Below are 16,721 nucleotides of genomic sequence, written 5' to 3' on the forward strand. Positions count from 1 at the left end.
AACAAAAATGGTCCCGCAGGTGTACACCTGCCCTGTCTTTATATTATAATAAAACAATATGTGAACGGGGAAGGAGTAGGGTATGAAGCGTCAATGTGGTATTTTGTTTCCTGTATTTTCGGTACCGTCTGAATTCGGAATCGGTTGTTTCTCGAGGGAGGCATATGAATTTGTGGATTTTCTGAAAAAGTCCGGGCAGAGCTACTGGCAGGTGCTGCCGCTGGGCCCGACCGGCTTCGGAGATTCACCTTATCAGCCGGTTTCAGCGTTTGCGGGAAATCAGAATTATGTAGATCTGAGAGCTTTGATCGAGGATGGGCTTCTGAGAGAAGCTGATGTACGCTGTCTGGATTTTGGACAGAATCAGGAGCGTGTTGATTACGGCGCACTTTATACAAACCGGGGCAGGGCACTTCGGATGGCGTATCCGGCCTTCTGTGAGCGTCTTCTCGACTCAAAAAAACGGACGGAAGAAATCAAAGACGTTCAGAACAAAACGGCTGCAGCTTATACGGTTATGTCGGCCGGCACTGCGGGAGCAGCGGCGGAGAACATCACGGATCCAGCAGGACCTGCGACAGAAGGAGCTGCGGATGCAGCAGCCTCAGCGGTGGATATGAAATCAGAGAATACGGTACTCCCTGAGAAGAGCCTGTATGAAAAGTATACCGAATTCTGTGAGAGAGAATCGTACTGGCTGGACGATTACTGTCTGTACTGTGCGCTCAAGGAAAAGTTCGAGGGAAAGAGCTGGCTGGAATGGGACGACGGTTACAAGGAGCGCAGGGCGGACACACTCAGCCGGGCGAAAAAGGAGCTTCAGGATGAGATCTCTTTCTTCCGTTTTGTTCAGTTCGAGTTCTTTACACAATGGGAGCGGCTTCACCGTTATGCCCGGAAACAAGGAATAGAATTTATCGGGGATGTCCCGTTCTATGTTTCGATGGACAGTGCGGATGCGTGGGCCCATCCGGAGGTATTCCGGTTTGACCGCGATCTGAAACCGGAATATATTGCGGGATGCCCGCCGGATGCTTTTTCCGTGACAGGCCAGCTGTGGGGAAATCCTGTATACGACTGGGAGAGAGGCCGAAAGGACCACTATTCCTGGTGGATCCGCAGGATCCGGGCGAATATGGAGCTGTTTGACATCCTGCGGATTGATCATTTTCATGGCTTTTCGAATTACTACGAAATCCCTTACGGAGATGAGACGGCTGAAAATGGCATCATGAAGAAGGGACCGGGCATGAGCTTTTTCCGGGAGATGAAGAAGGCTCTCGGAGAGGTACCGCTGATAGCCGAGGATCTTGGTACGATTACCCCGGAGAATGAACAGCTTCTGAAGGACAGCGGCTATCCGGGGATGAAGGTCCTTCAGTACGCATTTGACGGATCAGAGTCGAGCTGGTATCTGACCTACCATCATCCGTTCCACTGCGTCGTCTACACTGGCACACACGACAACACGACGATTCTGGACTGGGTGGAACATGCGCCGGATCATGACCGGGATTTTGCCAGACAGTTTATTCATTCGGAGAATACCGATTACGGAGCATTTGTGTGGGATTTTATCCGCGAGGCATATCGATCGCCGGCAGACACCTGTATTGTTCCGCTTCAGGATTATCTCGTGAAGGGAAGTGAGGCCAGGATCAATACACCCGGCTCGCAGGGAACCAACTGGCAGTGGAGGCTCGCGCCGAATTATCTGTCAGACGCTCTGGCGGTCAGCATCCACAACCTCGCAAGGATCTACGGACGGCTGCCAAAGACCGAGCCGAAGATTACAGACGGACAGAATGATAGAAAGTAGAGGGATTGACGGTATGTCAAATGTAAGCAGCAAATCCGACAGGGAAAAATTCGGCTCCAGAATCGGCTTCATCCTGGTTTCTGCAGGCTGTGCAATCGGAATCGGAAATGTATGGAAATTCCCCTATCTCTGCGGGCAGTACGGCGGAGCAGCTTTTATCCTGATTTATCTGGTATTTCTCCTAATCCTCGGAATTCCAGTCATGATCTGTGAATTTTCGGTCGGACGTGCGAGCCGGAAGAGCGCGGCGAGATGTTTTGAGACACTTGAGCAGAAAGGATCGAGGTTCCACTGGCTGAAATACATCAGTATCATCGGAAGCTATATGCTGATGATGTATTATACAACCGTTGCCGGATGGATGCTTTATTACTGCTATCTTCATGTCACGGGTACATTTGCCGGCGCGGACAGTGCCAGAATAAAATCCGATTATGCCGCGATGCTTTCCAACGCGCCTGGCATGGCTTTCTGGACAATTCTGGTGTGTCTTATCGGTTTTGTGATCTGTTATTTTGGAATTCAAAACGGGGTGGAGCGGGTGACAAAGGTCATGATGACCTGCCTGATGGTTCTGATGGTAGTGCTTGCTGTCCACTCGATATTCCTGAAGGGTGCGGCGAAGGGAATCGCCTTCTACCTCGTGCCGGATTTCCGGAACATGGCGGAGCGCGGTGTCGGAAACGTCATCTTCGCTGCAATGAGTCAGGCGTTCTTCACCTTGTCCATCGGAATCGGAGCCATGCTGATCTTCGGTTCCTACCTGAATAAGGACAGAAGCCTGACGGGAGAAGCAGTCACGATCACGGCGCTGGACACCTTTGTCGCGCTGATGGCGGGATTCATTATCATACCGGCATGCTTTGCCTATGGGATCGAGCCGGATGCCGGACCAAGTCTCATCTTCCTCACCATACCGAATCTGTTCAGCCAGATGCCGGGAGGAAGAATTTGGGGTGCGCTTTTCTTCGTTTTCCTGTCGTTTGCGGCGCTGACCACGGTTATTGCGGTATTTGAGAATATTATTGCCTTTGATATGGATCTGTTCGGCTGGACGAGAAAGAAGAGCGTCATCATCAGCGCTGTCCTTGTCGTGCTTCTCAGCCTGCCGTGTGTATTCGGCTACAATATATGGTCATCCTTTCAGCCGCTCGGCGAGGGAACACATATTCTGGACCTTGAGGATTTCATCGTCTCCAATAATCTTCTGCCGCTGGGCAGTCTGGCCTTTGTGCTTTTCTGCACCCGGAAAAGCGGATGGGGATGGGATCATTTCATTCAGGAGGCAGACGCGGGAGAGGGGAGAAAATTCCCGAAAAAACTCAGAACATATATCACCTTTATTGTGCCTGTGATCATCATCGTCATCTACCTGAAGGGATATTACGACATGTTCTCGCCGATGGGAACCGCTGTGCTGACCGGATGGATGTGCGTCGCCGTCCTGTTTCTGCTCTTTATTTTCTTCTGCGCGTTTTCAAGAAAGAAGACTGCCGGCTGAAACGGTCACAGCTGATTTCCGTTGCGCCGGCTTCTATGGTCATCAGACACAGAAAAAACAGAAAAAGCAGCCGCCAGGCAGGCAACTGCTTTTTCTGAGTCAACGGTTCGGTCAGTCTTATCGGTCAATGATTCTAAGAATGTCCAGAATTTTCTGCTTCTTTTCGTCGGAATATCTTGAAATAATGGATAGAAGTTCGTTATCGAGAGCTGTGGTGCGATATTCGGGTTCGATCTTCCCGACAAGAGAATCCAGTGTGATTCCGGTCAGTTTTGCGTAGTAGGATAATACGCGAAGGGACATCGCCGTCCGGTTGTTTTCAACGTTGCTGATGTATCCCGGGGTTACGTGAAGTTCAGAGGCAACCTGGTTTTGTGTCAGACCGTTTTTAATCCGAAGCTCTTTAACTTTCCGACCCAGGTCTTCAAAGTCAAAAGCATTTTCGGTTTCCTTACTCATAAAAAGTTCCTCCGTAAATGATGGATGCTGCATATGTCTTGGGCAAACATTATATATTTGAAATATACAATGCTTTTCCTGGTATTAAATATAAAATATTGCCCATATGTAAAAAACTGACGAACAATTCAATGACCACCTAATTCTACCACCGTTGTAGGGATAAATAAATATACTATTTTCATATAATATTGAAAAAATGCGCTCTTTAGAACCCTTTTTTTTAAAAGCGTTGGAAAAGAGAGTGCATCATGGGGCAGGATGTTTATCTTTAAGAGAAGAATAAACAAAGAATTTGCATTTTTATTTTATAAGAAGGGAGACAGTCATGGAACTTACCATCAGATTTGAAAACTACAGAAATCGTGCGGCGGCATATGAAGGAGATCACGAGGTGGGTGAGTGCACGTTCACACGATCTGACAACCGCTGGGTGATTGAACACACAGAGGTAGACCCTTTGTATAATGGGAATGGGATCGCGGGGAAGCTTGTCGATGAGGTGGCGCAGAACGCGAGAAAGATCGGGGTGAAAATTCTTCCGCTCTGTTCGTACGCAAAGAAAAGAATGCAGAGACCGGAGTACGCGGATCTTGTAGTCTGACCGGTCAGGATAAAATGATCCGGGGAAAACCGCCCGGGATGAAATGATCCGGGAAAAAACGCCCGGGATTAAATGATCCGGGAAAAACTGCCCGGATAAACCGGCCGCGATAAATCTTAAAAAATCATAAACCGGTTTGTTGACGGTATCGGATATCCATGTTATAGTTTACTCAAATTTAATACTTACGTAGATGTTTTTAGGAAAAGCGGAATCCGGCACAGGAATTCTTTTAGTATAGACTGTGTCAGAGGACCTGCCGAAGGAGTAAAACTCTCAGGTGTCGTGTGGACGAAGACTAAAAACGGAGTGGACTCTGGAGAAACCCTTCAAGGGTGCCGAAGGTGCAAAGTATCTGCGCAAAGCAGATATGGAATCTCTCAGGCAAAAGGACAGAGTTGTTGATGAACCGGCCGGGCTGTATTTTCAGATACCGTCATCTGTGCGTCGCCGCGCATCGGATGATGAAAGCCGCAGCCAGGCAGTTTTTTCAGCAAAAAGTGCTCCAATTCACATTGCCGGTCGTACCGGCTGGTGGTTGGGGCTTTTTCTTCGCCATGAGTGCTGCCCGGGAGTCTCCTTATTTCTGATACAGATACGCAGGTAAAGAGATTAATCTTAAAGGAGATTTGAAATGGACGCTCTCAACAGTATTGTGGCACTTATTGATGATAAGGTGTGGTTTCTCCTTCTGTTCGTGCTTGTGGGTACGGGAATCTATTTCTCGTTCCGGACAAGATTTGTTCAGGTCCGTCATTTTGGAAGAGCATGGAACCGTGTCTTTGGCAACTTCTCTCTGCATGGCGAAAAGGCCGGGAAGGATGGCATGAGTTCATTCCAGGCACTTGCGACGGCAATCGCGGCACAGGTTGGAACGGGCAATATTGCCGGATGTGCGACGGCACTTGTCGGAGGCGGCCCCGGAGCAATTTTCTGGATGTGGCTTGCGGCATTCTTCGGAATGGCAACGATCTACGGAGAGGCCTGCCTCGCTCAGGTTACGAGATCCCGTGATGATCAGGGCAATATCATCGGAGGTCCGGTTTATTATATCCGTAAGGCATTCAAGAACGGTTTTGGAAAGTTCCTCGCATCGTTCTTCGCGATCATGATCATCCTTGCGCTCGGCATCATGGGCAATATGGTGCAGTCCAACTCCATCAGCGACGCATTTCACACTGCCTTCGGTGCCAATAAGCTGATCATGGGTATTATCATCGCCGTGATAGCTGGATTTATTTTTATCGGCGGAATCAGCCGTATTGCGTCCTTTACGGAAAAGATTGTTCCGATCATGGCGGCGCTTTACCTTGTCGGCGGCCTGATTGTTCTGATTATCAACCACAGAAATCTGCTGCCGGCGCTCGGATCGATCTTTGTCGGAGCCTTTACACCGCAGGCTGTTGTCGGAGCCGGTGCCGGAATCACAGTTCGTCAGGCGCTGAGGCTTGGTGTAGCCCGCGGACTGTTCTCCAATGAGGCAGGTATGGGCTCCACTCCTCACGCGCATGCGCAGGCACAGGTTGATAAACCTCAGGATCAGGGCGAAGTCGCTATGGTAGGTGTGTTCATCGATACCTTTGTCGTACTTACCATGACCGCGCTGGTTATTCTTTCATCCGGTGTTCTTGGCAATTCCATTCCGTACGCGGGTGATATCACCGGTACACCGGTTGCACAGGCTGCGTTCAGTACGGGATTCGGAGAGTTCGGCTCGAAGTTTGTGGCAATTTGTCTGTTTTTCTTCGCGTTCTCAACGATCATCGGCTGGTTCTTCTTCGCGCAGCAGAACATCAGGTACATGATAGGCTCAAAGGCTGTGAAGCCCTTCGCTGTCATTGTCGTTATCTTCATCCTGATCGGGTCAGTCCTGAAGGTAGAGCTGGTGTGGAATCTGTCGGATTTGTTTAACGGGCTGATGGCGCTGCCGAACCTGATCGCGCTGATTGCGCTTTCCGGGGCGGTTGCGAAGATGGCACACGGAACGATGCTCACACATAAAGATCTGTAAGAAAAGTTCAGCGCTGTGCTCATACCTGTTGCCCTTGGAATCGCATCCAGTCCCTCACTCGCTTCGCGGCAGGCAGCTTGTCTGCATTTTCGAAGAGGTTCACACTTTTGTCATGAAATTGGTGTAGAATAATGTTATAAAGTTTTTGGTGAGATTCAGGGAGTATGATTTAAGGGGAATATGTATGAGACTGAGAAGCTGGAAGATGATACAAAAGGATCTGGTTGGCAGTGTAAGCGGCAGCCGGAAGTATGATGACGGGACGTTTATTCATACTTCACCGGTGATTTCCATGGCTTACGATGACGGCCTTTTCATGATGAGAACAGAGAATTCCATCTATGAGTGCGATGTGCAGGATTTTATCGGCACGGAGGTTGAGTTGAATCTGCTGATTGAGAACGCAGAGCATCATGACAGACAGACCACGACAACACTCGACGGGTATCGCTACTGAAAGGGCGGGCGCCTCACAAATAGTTGAATATGGAAATCCCCCGGACGGATGGTATAATAATAGAAAATACCATTTGAAAGGGGGCTTTTTATGTTTCTGCTGCTTCCAGCAATGTACGTTTTCTTTTTGTATCTTTTTCTCGCGGTCCTGCCTGCTCTGATTCTTCTGATCTATGTGTACCGGCAGGACAGGGTAGAGAAAGAACCGGTCGGGCTTCTGATCCGTCTGATCTTCATGGGCATTGTTGCTGCCTTTCTGTCGATGCTTCTGGAGAGAATCGGCAGCTATTTCCTGGACCGGTCCTCTCTGAATCCGTCAGGAATAGCGTACACTGCGGTCATGGCGTTTCTGGTCGTCGCCGTTGTCGAGGAAGGCACAAAATATGCCCTGATGGCGGCGGTTACCTGGAAAAACCCGGCATTTAACTACAGATTTGACGGAATTGTCTATTCGGTTTTTGCGTCGCTGGGTTTTGCCGCGATGGAGAATATTATCTACGAAATGGGGTATGGACCGGGTGTTTTGGTCGGGAGATCGGTTCTGGCAATTCCGGGGCATATGAGCTTTGGTGTTCTGTTTGGAATTTTTTACGGCAGAGCGAAGATTCAGCAGGCGGAGGGACATCATATCCGTCAGGTTCTGTGCATCGTGACCGGGTACATTCTGGCCGTTTTTCTTCATGGCATCTATGATACCTGCGCGATGCTCGGAACGGGAGCTTCGACGCTTGTCTTTGGCATTGTGGTCGTCGTGATTTATCTGGTGTGCTTCCTGCTGGTACGCAGAGAGTCGTCCCGTGACGAGAACGTATATTATCACCGCAGATTTTTTTGACAGCGGGCAGATTCACTGCGCGGCGTTTCACAGATAGGATGCATTTTCCCAGGCAGGATGCGTTTTCCCAGACAGGATGCATTTTCACAGGCAGGATGCATTTTCCCAGGCAGGATGCGTTTTCCCAGGCAGGCTGCGTTTTCCCAGACAGGATGCATTTTCACAGACGGGATGCGTTTTACAGATAGAATGCGTTTTCAGAGACATCAGATATTGAAGCCTAAGGAAAATCATTAACACTACAGAAAGGGGTGTGGATATGTATATCGATAAATATGAGAAAAGATCCGACCGGGTCCGTTATCTGTCGGGACTTCGTGAGGAGCAGAAGTATGACGCGCTCAATGAGATGATCCGCGCAAGCCGGCACATTGTATTTTTCGGCGGCGCGGGTGTGTCGACCGAGAGCGGAATCCCGGATTTCCGAAGCAAGGATGGTCTGTATAATCAGCACGATGTGAAATTTGACAGCTACACACCGGAATACCTTCTGAGCTGCGATTGTCTGTATCAGCATCCGGAGGTTTTTTACGAATTTTACAGGCAGAAGATGAATGTCGAAGGGATCGAGCCGAATGCGGCGCACAGAAAACTGGCGGAAATGGAGCAGGAGGGGAAACTTGACTGTGTGATCACGCAGAACATTGACGGGCTTCATCAGAAGGCGGGAAGCAAAAAGGTGTATGAGATTCACGGCTCAACACTTCGAAATTACTGTGATCGGTGTCATAAGCGATACCCGTCGGATTACATCTTCCGAAGCAAGGAACCGGTCCCGAGATGCACCGAGCCGGGCTGCACGGGGATCGTAAGGCCGGATGTAACCCTGTACGGGGAAATGCTGCCGGAGGATGCGTGGAGAAATGCGGAGCGAGCCTGCCGGGAGGCGGACATGATGATTGTGGGAGGCACCTCCCTGAGTGTATATCCGGCAGCCTCACTTCTGGACTATTTCAGCGGCAGATACCTCGTTCTGATCAATCGCGACAGGACAGTGCGCGACGGGGACGCGGATCTGGTCTTTCATGACAGTATTGGAAAGGTTCTGAGTCACTGCGGAAATTGATTGTATCGTCTGTTTATAGCAGATTTTATGACAAACATAAGAAAAATCTGATAAAAATTTCTGATTCATGTGGCTTTTTCCAAAATATTCTATATAATAAGGGTATGGAATGGAAAAAGTAAACCAGTCGTGTAAGTGATTACACAGCATCAGGAACGCTGCAAAGCTGGTATGGAGTGGGAAAGAATCACAGCAGACGTGTAAGAGTGTGAATCACAGCAGACGTTTAAGGGTGTGAATCACAGGATTCACTTGAAACTTCAGGTTCATCGGGACAGGATCAGAAAGAACAGGTACAGAAGATGGCAGACAGAACGTATTCATCAGATGGACAGCAGGGGAATGCCGATATTACAGAAGAGAGGGACGATGCGGCGACGAAGCGGCCGGTGACGATCCGGGATATCGCAAAGAAGTGCGGGGTATCCGTCGCTACGGTCAGTAAGGCGCTGAACGGTTACAAGGATGTTTCCATGGAGACATCCCGGAGAATCCGCCGAATCGCGGAGGAAATGGATTATCACCCGGATCCCTCTGCCATTTTGCTTCGGACGAATATTTCGCATAATATCGGTGTGGTTTTTGAGGATGATACATCGTCCGGACTCATGCATCCTTTTTTTTCAGTGATTCTGAACAGCGCAAAGAAGGAACTGGAGCGTCTGGGCTATGATATCACGTTCATCAGCCAGAAGATGGTCGGGGACTCCTTTCTTCAGCATGTGCGCTACCGGAAGTGCGACGGTATTCTCATCGCAAATGTGAATTTTCACGCGCCGGGGATCATTCAGCTGGTGAGAAGCGAGATCCCATTTATCACTATTGATTATCAGGTGAAGAATCACAGCTGCGTGATGTCAGATAATGAAGAAGGCGGTTATGAGCTTACGAAGTATCTCATCGACCATGGGCACAGAAAGATTGCCTTTATTCACGGAGAAGATACGCTTGTCACACAGAAACGGCTGGCGGGTTTTTACCGGGCACTGAAGGAGTCTGGAGTCGACGAGGATGAAGTCTCGGTTCATGACGGGAGATACAACGACCCGAAATTTAACAACGAAATTGTGAAGGAGATCATGAACAGCAGGAATAAGCCGACAGCCATCATGTTTTCAGATGATTTTTCTTATATTGGAGGACGGAGAGTGCTGCGTGAGCTCGGATACCGGATCCCGCAGGATGTGAGCGCCGTGGGTTACGACGGAATCGACGTCGGGCAGATCATGGAGCCGGCCCTCACCACATATCGTCAGGATGCGGAGGGCATCGGAAGGCTTGCGGCGCAGAAGCTGATTGAAATGGTGGTTAACCGCAAATCAAGCATTATTGAAGAGATCGGAGTGAAGGGAAGGCTTCTGGTGGGCGAGACCGTCCGGGATATCCGTTACAGAAATTAATTCCCTGAATGAGCAGGCGCCCCGCCGTAAGGAAGGAGCGTCTGCTGGTATTTACGCGAACAGTGAGCCGCAGCTGAATGCGAAGTATTCGTGTGCGGCGAGCGTCGCGATAGCGAGATAAAACTCGCGCAGCGTGTTTTATCTCGTTAAACAAAATAAATGCATCTGTGGGAGCATGCAACTCGCACAAATATAGGAAACTATTTTTGTATAAATAGTTTCTTATTTTTTTGCGGGTAAAGTGGTAAAATGAGCCCATGGAAACTGAAACAGATAATCTAGTTTCCGACATCTTGTCGAAGATATGGAGGTCCCGGACGTGATTGATTTTCAGACGGAACAGACAGAGCGGACAGAGCAGACAGAGCAGACAGAGCAGACGAAACCGATGAGTACAGATGCTGCAGCTTCGGATGATGTTTTGTCAGAAGAGAATTGCGCCGATCAGGATATTCGGGAAGACATTCTGGAGACAACGCTGCGGCTTTTTAACCGGAAGGGAATGAAGTTTACGATGGATGATCTCGCGAAGGAGCTGCATCGCAGCAAGAAAACCCTTTACGTCTATTTTCCGGACAAAAAGCATCTGCTTTATGAGATGGTGGATTACATCTTTGATTCGATCAAGGAAGATGAGCAGAAGGTGTATGAAGACCGGGAGATGGACATTGTCAACAGGGTGAGGAAGATTCTCGGTGTCATGCCGGATCGTTATCAGAATGTGGATTTTCGTCAGCTTTATGATTTGCGTGACAAGTATCCGTCTGTTTACCGGCATCTGAAGGAGCGGCTGGAAAGCGGATGGGAATCGACTGTGGAGCTTTTGAAAGAGGGCATGCGGCAGGGAAGAATCCGGAGATTTTCTATACCGGTTTTTCAGACAATGATGGAGGCAACACTGGAGCAGTTTTTTGAAAGAGATATTCTGATTGAGAACGGGTTAACTTATCACGCGGCGCTGCAGGAGGTCGTGGATATTCTGGTAAAGGGAATTGTGATCCGCGATCCGTAATCGGAGGAGGCAGTCATGGAAGACAAATCAAGAGAAATATTTGGAAACCGGATACGTGAGCGGGACTATCGGAAAGCGGAAGCTTCCGGGAAAAGGTACGCCAGAAAGTATGGAGATGACGCAAATGCGTCTTATCGTACCATTATCCGGAAAAATCGTTACATCGGTGAGTCGCTCGGCGTGAGCGACATCTGTCTGCCGGAGGACGATCTTGCAGGAGAGGAGGAATTTGACACCGGAAAGGGAATCATCGTCGGCAATATCCGGATGGGATTCGGACACTACAGGATTTCTATGGCGATGGCTTCCTGCGCGCATGCGATGGGATACAAGCCATACTGGATGGATCTGAATTCGTATCCGCAGACAGCCTGCACAAAGGTGATCCGTGCGCAGAACGACCTGTATTCCATGGGCTCCAGGCTGTCCCAGAAGAGCAGGCTGTTCAATAAGGTCATCTGGGAGCCGCTGAATTATGAGGGCTTCCGGAAGCTTTCCTACAATGCCTCCGATCAGAAAAATGCTGAAATCATGGCGGCGGTGTTCCGGAATATTCCGAAAGAGATCCCGGTGATCGGTACACATGTGTGGCCGGCGCAGGCAGCGGTTCACGCAGGCATGAAATATGTCGTAAATGCCATACCGGACAACTGGCCCATGGCGCTTCATCTGGCGGAGGGCAGCGTTCACACGATACAGACACATCAGGCATATCAGGGATACCGGATTTTGAATGGTATGGACGGGAACCGGGTGCTCCATCCCATGCCGCCGGAATCACTGATCTACACCGGACATTATGTGGATGATGAGCTTGTACGGAATATTGAAGAGGACTGCGCCGCAAGAATCCGCAGAAAGGACGATGGCAGGCCGATGAGGTTCCTTTTGACAATCGGAGGAGCGGGCGCCCAGAAGGAGATTTTTGCCGGAATCATCCGGCACCTGCTTCCGGTGATCCGAAAGAAGAAGGCGGCGCTTTTTATCAATGTCGGAGACTACCGGAATGTATGGGAGGAGCTGTGTGGCGAAGTGAGCGGGCTCGCGCAGGTCTCGGAGGAACATTTCAACAACTGGAAGGAAACAGAGAAATTTGCGTCGACAGCTCTTTCGGATGATGCGATCGGGGGTGTCCACGCTTTCTGGCATGAAAATATTTTTGAGGCGGTGTACTGTACCAACCTTCTGATGAGAAGCTGTGATGTTCTGGTCACAAAGCCGAGCGAGCTCTCCTTCTATCCGGTGCCGAAGCTGTTCATCCGCAGAATCGGGGGACATGAAAAATGGGGCGCCATCCACTCTGCGGAGATCGGAGACGGAACACTCGAATGCCGGGATCTTCCGCATATTCTTCAGATGACAGATCTTTTCCTGGAGGATGATGTGCTTCTGAAGGATATGTGCACGAATATCATCGCGAATAAGAAGACGGGGATCTATGACGGCGCGTACCGGGCAGTCAGAACGGCTGTGAATCTGAAGCGTGGAATTTGAAAAAGAAATGGGGGTTTGAAATGAAACTGACGATACGTAACAAAGCGGCATTCTGCTTCGGCGCTTTTGGCAAGGATATCGTATATATGCTGGTGAACAGCTATCTGCTCTACTATTACAATGTTGTGCTCGGGATCAGCAGTGCGTTCATCGGAGCGGTTCTTATGGGCGCCAGAATCTTTGACGCGCTGAACGATCCGATCATGGGAATCGTGGTTGCAAAGACGAGAACGAGATGGGGGCGTTTCCGCCCCTGGATTCTGTCCGGAACGGTACTGAACGCGCTGACCGTCTATGCGCTTTTCGCAGTGCCGGACAGCATGAAGCCGGGCTCGATGAAGATCTGGCTGACGCTGATTTACCTCGCCTGGGGCGTCACATACACACTGATGGATATTCCTTTCTGGTCCATGATTCCGGCGATCACAGAGCCGGGTAAGGACAGGGAGCAGCTTTCTTCCCTTGCGAGATCAAGCTCAGGAATCGGTGACGCGATTCCTACCGTTCTCACAATGATCGTGGTGCCGGTGCTGTCCGGGACGACGGCGCTTGCGGGATACCGGATCGGCTTCCGCTATTGGGCACTCATTATCGCAGTGGTATTTCTGGTATCAGAGATCGTATTTGTGAAAAATGTTCCGGAGAAAAAACCGGAGGAGATGAAATCTGCTTCGATTGGCGAAATGTTTGGATCCCTCTTCCGCAACGACCAGGCGCTCTGTGTCGTAGCGGCGGTGATTCTGGTCTATCTGGCACTCGATATCGTTGGAAATCTGATCCTGTATTTCTTCCAGTTCGACCTTGGAAACACCGATGTATACAGTATATTCACGGCCGGATGTTTTCTCGCACAGGTGATTTTCATGATGCTTGTTCCGGTTTTCCGCAGAAAGATGGAAAAACTGAAACTCTTTTCCGTTACGATTGTGCTTCAGATCGCCGGCTTCCTGATACTGCTTGCCTTTGCGTTCAGCGGGATTTATAAAGGGTCATGGATTGTTCTGCTTGTTCCGGGCATTCTGGTCTATGCATCTTACGGTGTGCTGAATGTAATGCTGACCATCTTCCTGTCAGACGCCGTAGACTACGGTGAGGCGAAAAATGGAAAACGGGAGGAATCCGTAATTTTCTCTATGCAGACCTTCACGGTGAAGCTGGCATCGGGTATTGCGGCATTTATTTCAGGGCTGGCCATTGAGTGGATCGGACTTGACACGGAGGCAGCCGCGCAGAGCGCAGCGACCCTCGGAGGGCTCCGGCTGTGGATGACGGTTCCATCGGCACTTCTTCTTGTCGTTGCCTTTTTGCTGTTCCGGGGCTTCTACAGGCTGAGTGACAAAAAAATGGCGGAGGTGATGAGCACGCTCCGCAAACAGAAGCAGGAAAATTTAAGATAGCTGTGTTTCGTTCAGAAAAGCGGAACAAAAGGGCTGCCGCCTGCACGAATAAGAATGTGCGGCGGTGGTCTTTTTTTACATCGTTTTGCAACATAATTACATTGAAGGATATGCTGAGATCATAGATAATAATAGATAAAAGACCCTGCACCTGTCTGTATATTTATGAGAGGAAATGCTGATGATCAGAAAGATAAAGAACGTATTCATGCTCGGAACACTAAAGACAACTTATGTTTTTCAGGCCCTGCCCAGCGGACACCTGGAACATCTGTATTACGGCCCCTCACTGGGGGATTTTTCAGAGAAGACAGATGAGGAGCTGCTGCAGGATGCGAAATGTCTGGAAGAGAAAAGGGCATTTCCGGCAGGCAATATGATCTCTTACGATCAGGAGCATATGGATCTCACCCTGGAGGATCTGCGTCTGGAGATGTCATCTCTCGGGAAGGGAGATATCCGGGAACCGTTTCTGGAGATCACGCATGCCGACGGAAGCGTGACTTCGGACTTTCTGTTTGAGGAAGCGAGGATTACCGACGAAAAACCGGAATTTCACACGCTTCCGGGCTCATTGTTCGGAAGCCGGGAGGGGCAGGAGCAGAAGTGTACGGAGAATTTCTGCGGCAGGCGTTATTCCCATCTGATTCTTACGCTGAAGGATGCGTCATACGATCTGCGTCTTGAGCTTCATTACTATGTATTTGAAGACTGTGATGTTATCACGAGATCGAGCCGGATCGTTAACGACAGCGATGAGGCAGTGGTTCTGAATCGTCTGATGAGCATGCAGCTTGATTTTGAGGACAGCGGATATATCATGAGCACTTTCCATGGCGCATGGGCGAGGGAAATGTACCGGTCAGACGTGCCGGTTGTCTCCGGAAAAATCGTGAATTCTTCCAATGCCGGTTCTTCTTCCAACCGCAGCAACCCGTTTGTGATGCTGCACAGAGAAGACACGACGGAATCCTCGGGTTTGTGCTACGGGCTGAATCTGATTTACAGCGGCAATCATTATGAAGCGGCGGAAGTAAACTCCTTTGGAAAGACCCGGTTTGTGTCGGGAATCAATCCGCAGAATTTTTCGTTCATCCTCTCACCGGGAGATGAGTTCGAGGCGCCTGAGGCGGTGATGACCTGTTCGGACGAGGGATACACAGGTATGAGCCTTTCCATGCATCATTTTGTCCGCGAACATATCAGCCGCGGAGTTTGGAAGCATAGGGCGAGACCGGTCCTTTTGAACAGCTGGGAGGCTTCCTACTTCAAGATCAATGAGAATCGTCTGCTTCGTCTGGCAAAGGCTGGCAAGGACGTCGGAATCGAGCTTTTTGTCATGGATGACGGCTGGTTTGGAGAAAGGAACGGAGATGACTGCTCTCTTGGAGACTGGGACGTGAACAGATCCAAGCTTCCGGGAGGCCTGAAGCAGATATCGGAAAAAATGGAGGAGCTCGGGCTTCGGTTCGGAATCTGGGTGGAGCCGGAGATGATCAGCCGCAGGAGCCGGCTCTACGAGGCACATCCGGACTGGGCGATGCAGATACCGGGAAAGCCGCATTCGGAGGGGAGAAATCAGATGGTTCTTGACCTGGCGAATCCGGAGGTGGTCGATTATCTGATCGCAAAGATGAGCGAGGTATTCTCTTCCGGCAAGATATCCTATGTGAAGTGGGACATGAACCGCATCATGTCTGACGTCTATTCACCCGCTCTTCCGCCGGAGCGTCAGGGAGAGACCGCTCACCGGTATATCTGTGGATTTTACCGTCTGGCAAAGGCTCTCACGGAGAAATTCCCGGAGATTCTCTTCGAGGGATGTGCCGCGGGAGGATGCCGGTTTGATCTCGGCGCACTCTGTTACTTCCCGCAGATCTGGGCGAGCGACGACACGGATCCAGTCATGCGGACGAGAATTCAGCAGGGCTACAGCTATGGATATCCGGCTTCCGTGATGACTGCACATGTTTCCGCAAGTCCGAATCATCAGACACTGCGCGAGACTCCGCTCGACACCAGGTTCAACGTCGCCGCCTTCGGTACACTCGGATATGAGCTCAACCTGAATGACCTGGGGAAGAAGGAACTGGATGAAATCCGGAAACAGATCGCGCTTTATAAGGAATGGCGCGAAGTCTTTCAGTTCGGTGATTTTTACCGCGGACGGTTTGACAATATCGTTGAGTGGACGGTCGTTTCTGCAGACCGGAAACGGGGCGTCGGCATGATGTTTCAGAAGCTGACGGAGGCAAATCATCCGTTTGAAATGTATCGCGCGAGAGGACTGAACGAAAGAAGCCGGTATCATTTCTACAATATCGCGAAACGCCATGATATCCGGGATTTCGGAGATCTGATCAATACTGCGGCACCGGTGCACGTGCGTCAGGGATCGGTTCTTCAGAACATGATCGCCCGATTTGTCACCATGCCCGGTGAGCAGGAGGAGATCGAGACGAACGGCGCCGTACTGATGAAGGCCGGTGTGAAGCTTCAGGGCGCCTACTGCGGAACCGGATACAACGAGAATACAAGATATTTTGCCGACTTTAACTCCAGAATGTATTTCATGGAAGAGGAACAAACGTCCAGATAATCGGAAACGGAAATAAATACAATCTGTGGCAATTAAGAATAAAGTCGATATATGTGACCGGAAGGAAG

General features: G+C 50.0%; 13 protein-coding genes and 1 riboswitch. Of the genes, 12 read left to right on the top strand and 1 reads right to left on the bottom strand.

Annotated elements, in window-relative coordinates; genetic code table 11:
- Nucleotides 1–82 precede the first annotated feature (82 nt).
- Nucleotides 83–1,819: a 4-alpha-glucanotransferase gene (malQ, locus tag ACTNDI_RS04300; protein ID WP_441099524.1), complete on the top strand. Its 1,737-nt coding sequence runs from the start codon at nt 83–85 to the stop codon at nt 1,817–1,819.
- Nucleotides 1,806–3,320: a sodium-dependent transporter gene (locus ACTNDI_RS04305; protein ID WP_441099525.1), complete on the top strand. Its 1,515-nt coding sequence runs from the start codon at nt 1,806–1,808 to the stop codon at nt 3,318–3,320. The genes malQ and ACTNDI_RS04305 overlap by 14 nt, the downstream gene beginning before the upstream one ends.
- Nucleotides 3,321–3,437: 117 nt before the next feature.
- Here the strand turns inward: ACTNDI_RS04305 and ACTNDI_RS04310 are convergent, their stop codons facing one another.
- On the bottom strand, nt 3,438–3,779 hold the full coding sequence (locus tag ACTNDI_RS04310; RefSeq protein WP_441099526.1) for a helix-turn-helix domain-containing protein: 342 nt from the start codon (nt 3,777–3,779) through the stop codon (nt 3,438–3,440).
- A gap of 328 nt (nt 3,780–4,107) precedes the next feature.
- On the opposite strand from ACTNDI_RS04310, the gene ACTNDI_RS04315 reads away from it, so the two are divergent.
- The 10 genes from ACTNDI_RS04315 (at nt 4,108) to ACTNDI_RS04360 (ending at nt 16,653) form a co-directional block, all read left to right on the top strand.
- On the top strand, nt 4,108–4,383 hold the full coding sequence (locus tag ACTNDI_RS04315) for a GNAT family N-acetyltransferase (RefSeq protein WP_441099527.1): 276 nt from the start codon (nt 4,108–4,110) through the stop codon (nt 4,381–4,383).
- Between the two features lie 306 nt (nt 4,384–4,689).
- Nucleotides 4,690–4,789: riboswitch (glycine riboswitch) on the top strand.
- Nucleotides 4,790–5,017: 228 nt separating this feature from the next.
- A complete protein-coding gene (locus ACTNDI_RS04320; RefSeq protein ID WP_441099528.1) occupies nt 5,018–6,394 on the top strand; it encodes an alanine/glycine:cation symporter family protein in 1,377 nt (458 codons plus the stop codon).
- 184 nt (nt 6,395–6,578) lie between these two features.
- Nucleotides 6,579–6,851 carry a hypothetical protein gene (locus ACTNDI_RS04325; RefSeq protein ID WP_441099529.1) on the top strand — a complete coding sequence of 91 codons (273 nt, stop codon included), beginning with the start codon at nt 6,579–6,581 and terminating at the stop codon, nt 6,849–6,851.
- A gap of 90 nt (nt 6,852–6,941) precedes the next feature.
- A complete protein-coding gene (locus ACTNDI_RS04330) occupies nt 6,942–7,685 on the top strand; it encodes a PrsW family intramembrane metalloprotease (protein ID WP_441099530.1) in 744 nt (247 codons plus the stop codon).
- Nucleotides 7,686–7,944: 259 nt separating this feature from the next.
- Nucleotides 7,945–8,751: an NAD-dependent protein deacylase gene (locus tag ACTNDI_RS04335; RefSeq protein WP_441099531.1), complete on the top strand. Its 807-nt coding sequence runs from the start codon at nt 7,945–7,947 to the stop codon at nt 8,749–8,751.
- Nucleotides 8,752–9,053: 302 nt separating this feature from the next.
- The gene (locus ACTNDI_RS04340) at nt 9,054–10,151 is read left to right on the top strand and encodes a LacI family DNA-binding transcriptional regulator (protein ID WP_441099532.1); all 1,098 of its coding nucleotides are present in this window, start codon (nt 9,054–9,056) and stop codon (nt 10,149–10,151) included.
- A 319-nt stretch (nt 10,152–10,470) separates the two neighbouring features.
- Nucleotides 10,471–11,163, top strand: a complete 693-nt coding sequence (locus ACTNDI_RS04345; RefSeq protein WP_441099533.1) for a TetR/AcrR family transcriptional regulator — start codon at nt 10,471–10,473, stop codon at nt 11,161–11,163.
- 15 nt (nt 11,164–11,178) lie between these two features.
- Nucleotides 11,179–12,657: a DUF6937 domain-containing protein gene (locus ACTNDI_RS04350; RefSeq protein ID WP_441099534.1), complete on the top strand. Its 1,479-nt coding sequence runs from the start codon at nt 11,179–11,181 to the stop codon at nt 12,655–12,657.
- Between the two features lie 20 nt (nt 12,658–12,677).
- Nucleotides 12,678–14,054 (top strand): glycoside-pentoside-hexuronide (GPH):cation symporter, encoded by a 1,377-nt coding sequence (locus ACTNDI_RS04355; protein WP_441099535.1) that lies wholly within the window; start codon nt 12,678–12,680, stop codon nt 14,052–14,054.
- Nucleotides 14,055–14,235: 181 nt separating this feature from the next.
- Nucleotides 14,236–16,653: an alpha-galactosidase gene (locus ACTNDI_RS04360; protein ID WP_441099536.1), complete on the top strand. Its 2,418-nt coding sequence runs from the start codon at nt 14,236–14,238 to the stop codon at nt 16,651–16,653.
- Nucleotides 16,654–16,721 lie beyond the last annotated feature (68 nt).

It is taken from the genome of Bilifractor sp. HCP3S3_D3 (assembly GCF_052063915.1).
Lineage (GTDB): Bacteria > Bacillota > Clostridia > Lachnospirales > Lachnospiraceae > Bilifractor.

Coding starts and splice junctions, on each gene's coding strand:
- malQ (WP_441099524.1), top strand. CDS start 83: ATGAAGCGTCAATGTGGTATTTTGTTTCCTGTATTTTCGGTACCGTCT.
- ACTNDI_RS04305 (WP_441099525.1), top strand. CDS start 1,806: ATGATAGAAAGTAGAGGGATTGACGGTATGTCAAATGTAAGCAGCAAA.
- ACTNDI_RS04310 (WP_441099526.1), bottom strand. CDS start 3,779: ATGAGTAAGGAAACCGAAAATGCTTTTGACTTTGAAGACCTGGGTCGG.
- ACTNDI_RS04315 (WP_441099527.1), top strand. CDS start 4,108: ATGGAACTTACCATCAGATTTGAAAACTACAGAAATCGTGCGGCGGCA.
- ACTNDI_RS04320 (WP_441099528.1), top strand. CDS start 5,018: ATGGACGCTCTCAACAGTATTGTGGCACTTATTGATGATAAGGTGTGG.
- ACTNDI_RS04325 (WP_441099529.1), top strand. CDS start 6,579: ATGAGACTGAGAAGCTGGAAGATGATACAAAAGGATCTGGTTGGCAGT.
- ACTNDI_RS04330 (WP_441099530.1), top strand. CDS start 6,942: ATGTTTCTGCTGCTTCCAGCAATGTACGTTTTCTTTTTGTATCTTTTT.
- ACTNDI_RS04335 (WP_441099531.1), top strand. CDS start 7,945: ATGTATATCGATAAATATGAGAAAAGATCCGACCGGGTCCGTTATCTG.
- ACTNDI_RS04340 (WP_441099532.1), top strand. CDS start 9,054: ATGGCAGACAGAACGTATTCATCAGATGGACAGCAGGGGAATGCCGAT.
- ACTNDI_RS04350 (WP_441099534.1), top strand. CDS start 11,179: ATGGAAGACAAATCAAGAGAAATATTTGGAAACCGGATACGTGAGCGG.
- ACTNDI_RS04355 (WP_441099535.1), top strand. CDS start 12,678: ATGAAACTGACGATACGTAACAAAGCGGCATTCTGCTTCGGCGCTTTT.
- ACTNDI_RS04360 (WP_441099536.1), top strand. CDS start 14,236: ATGATCAGAAAGATAAAGAACGTATTCATGCTCGGAACACTAAAGACA.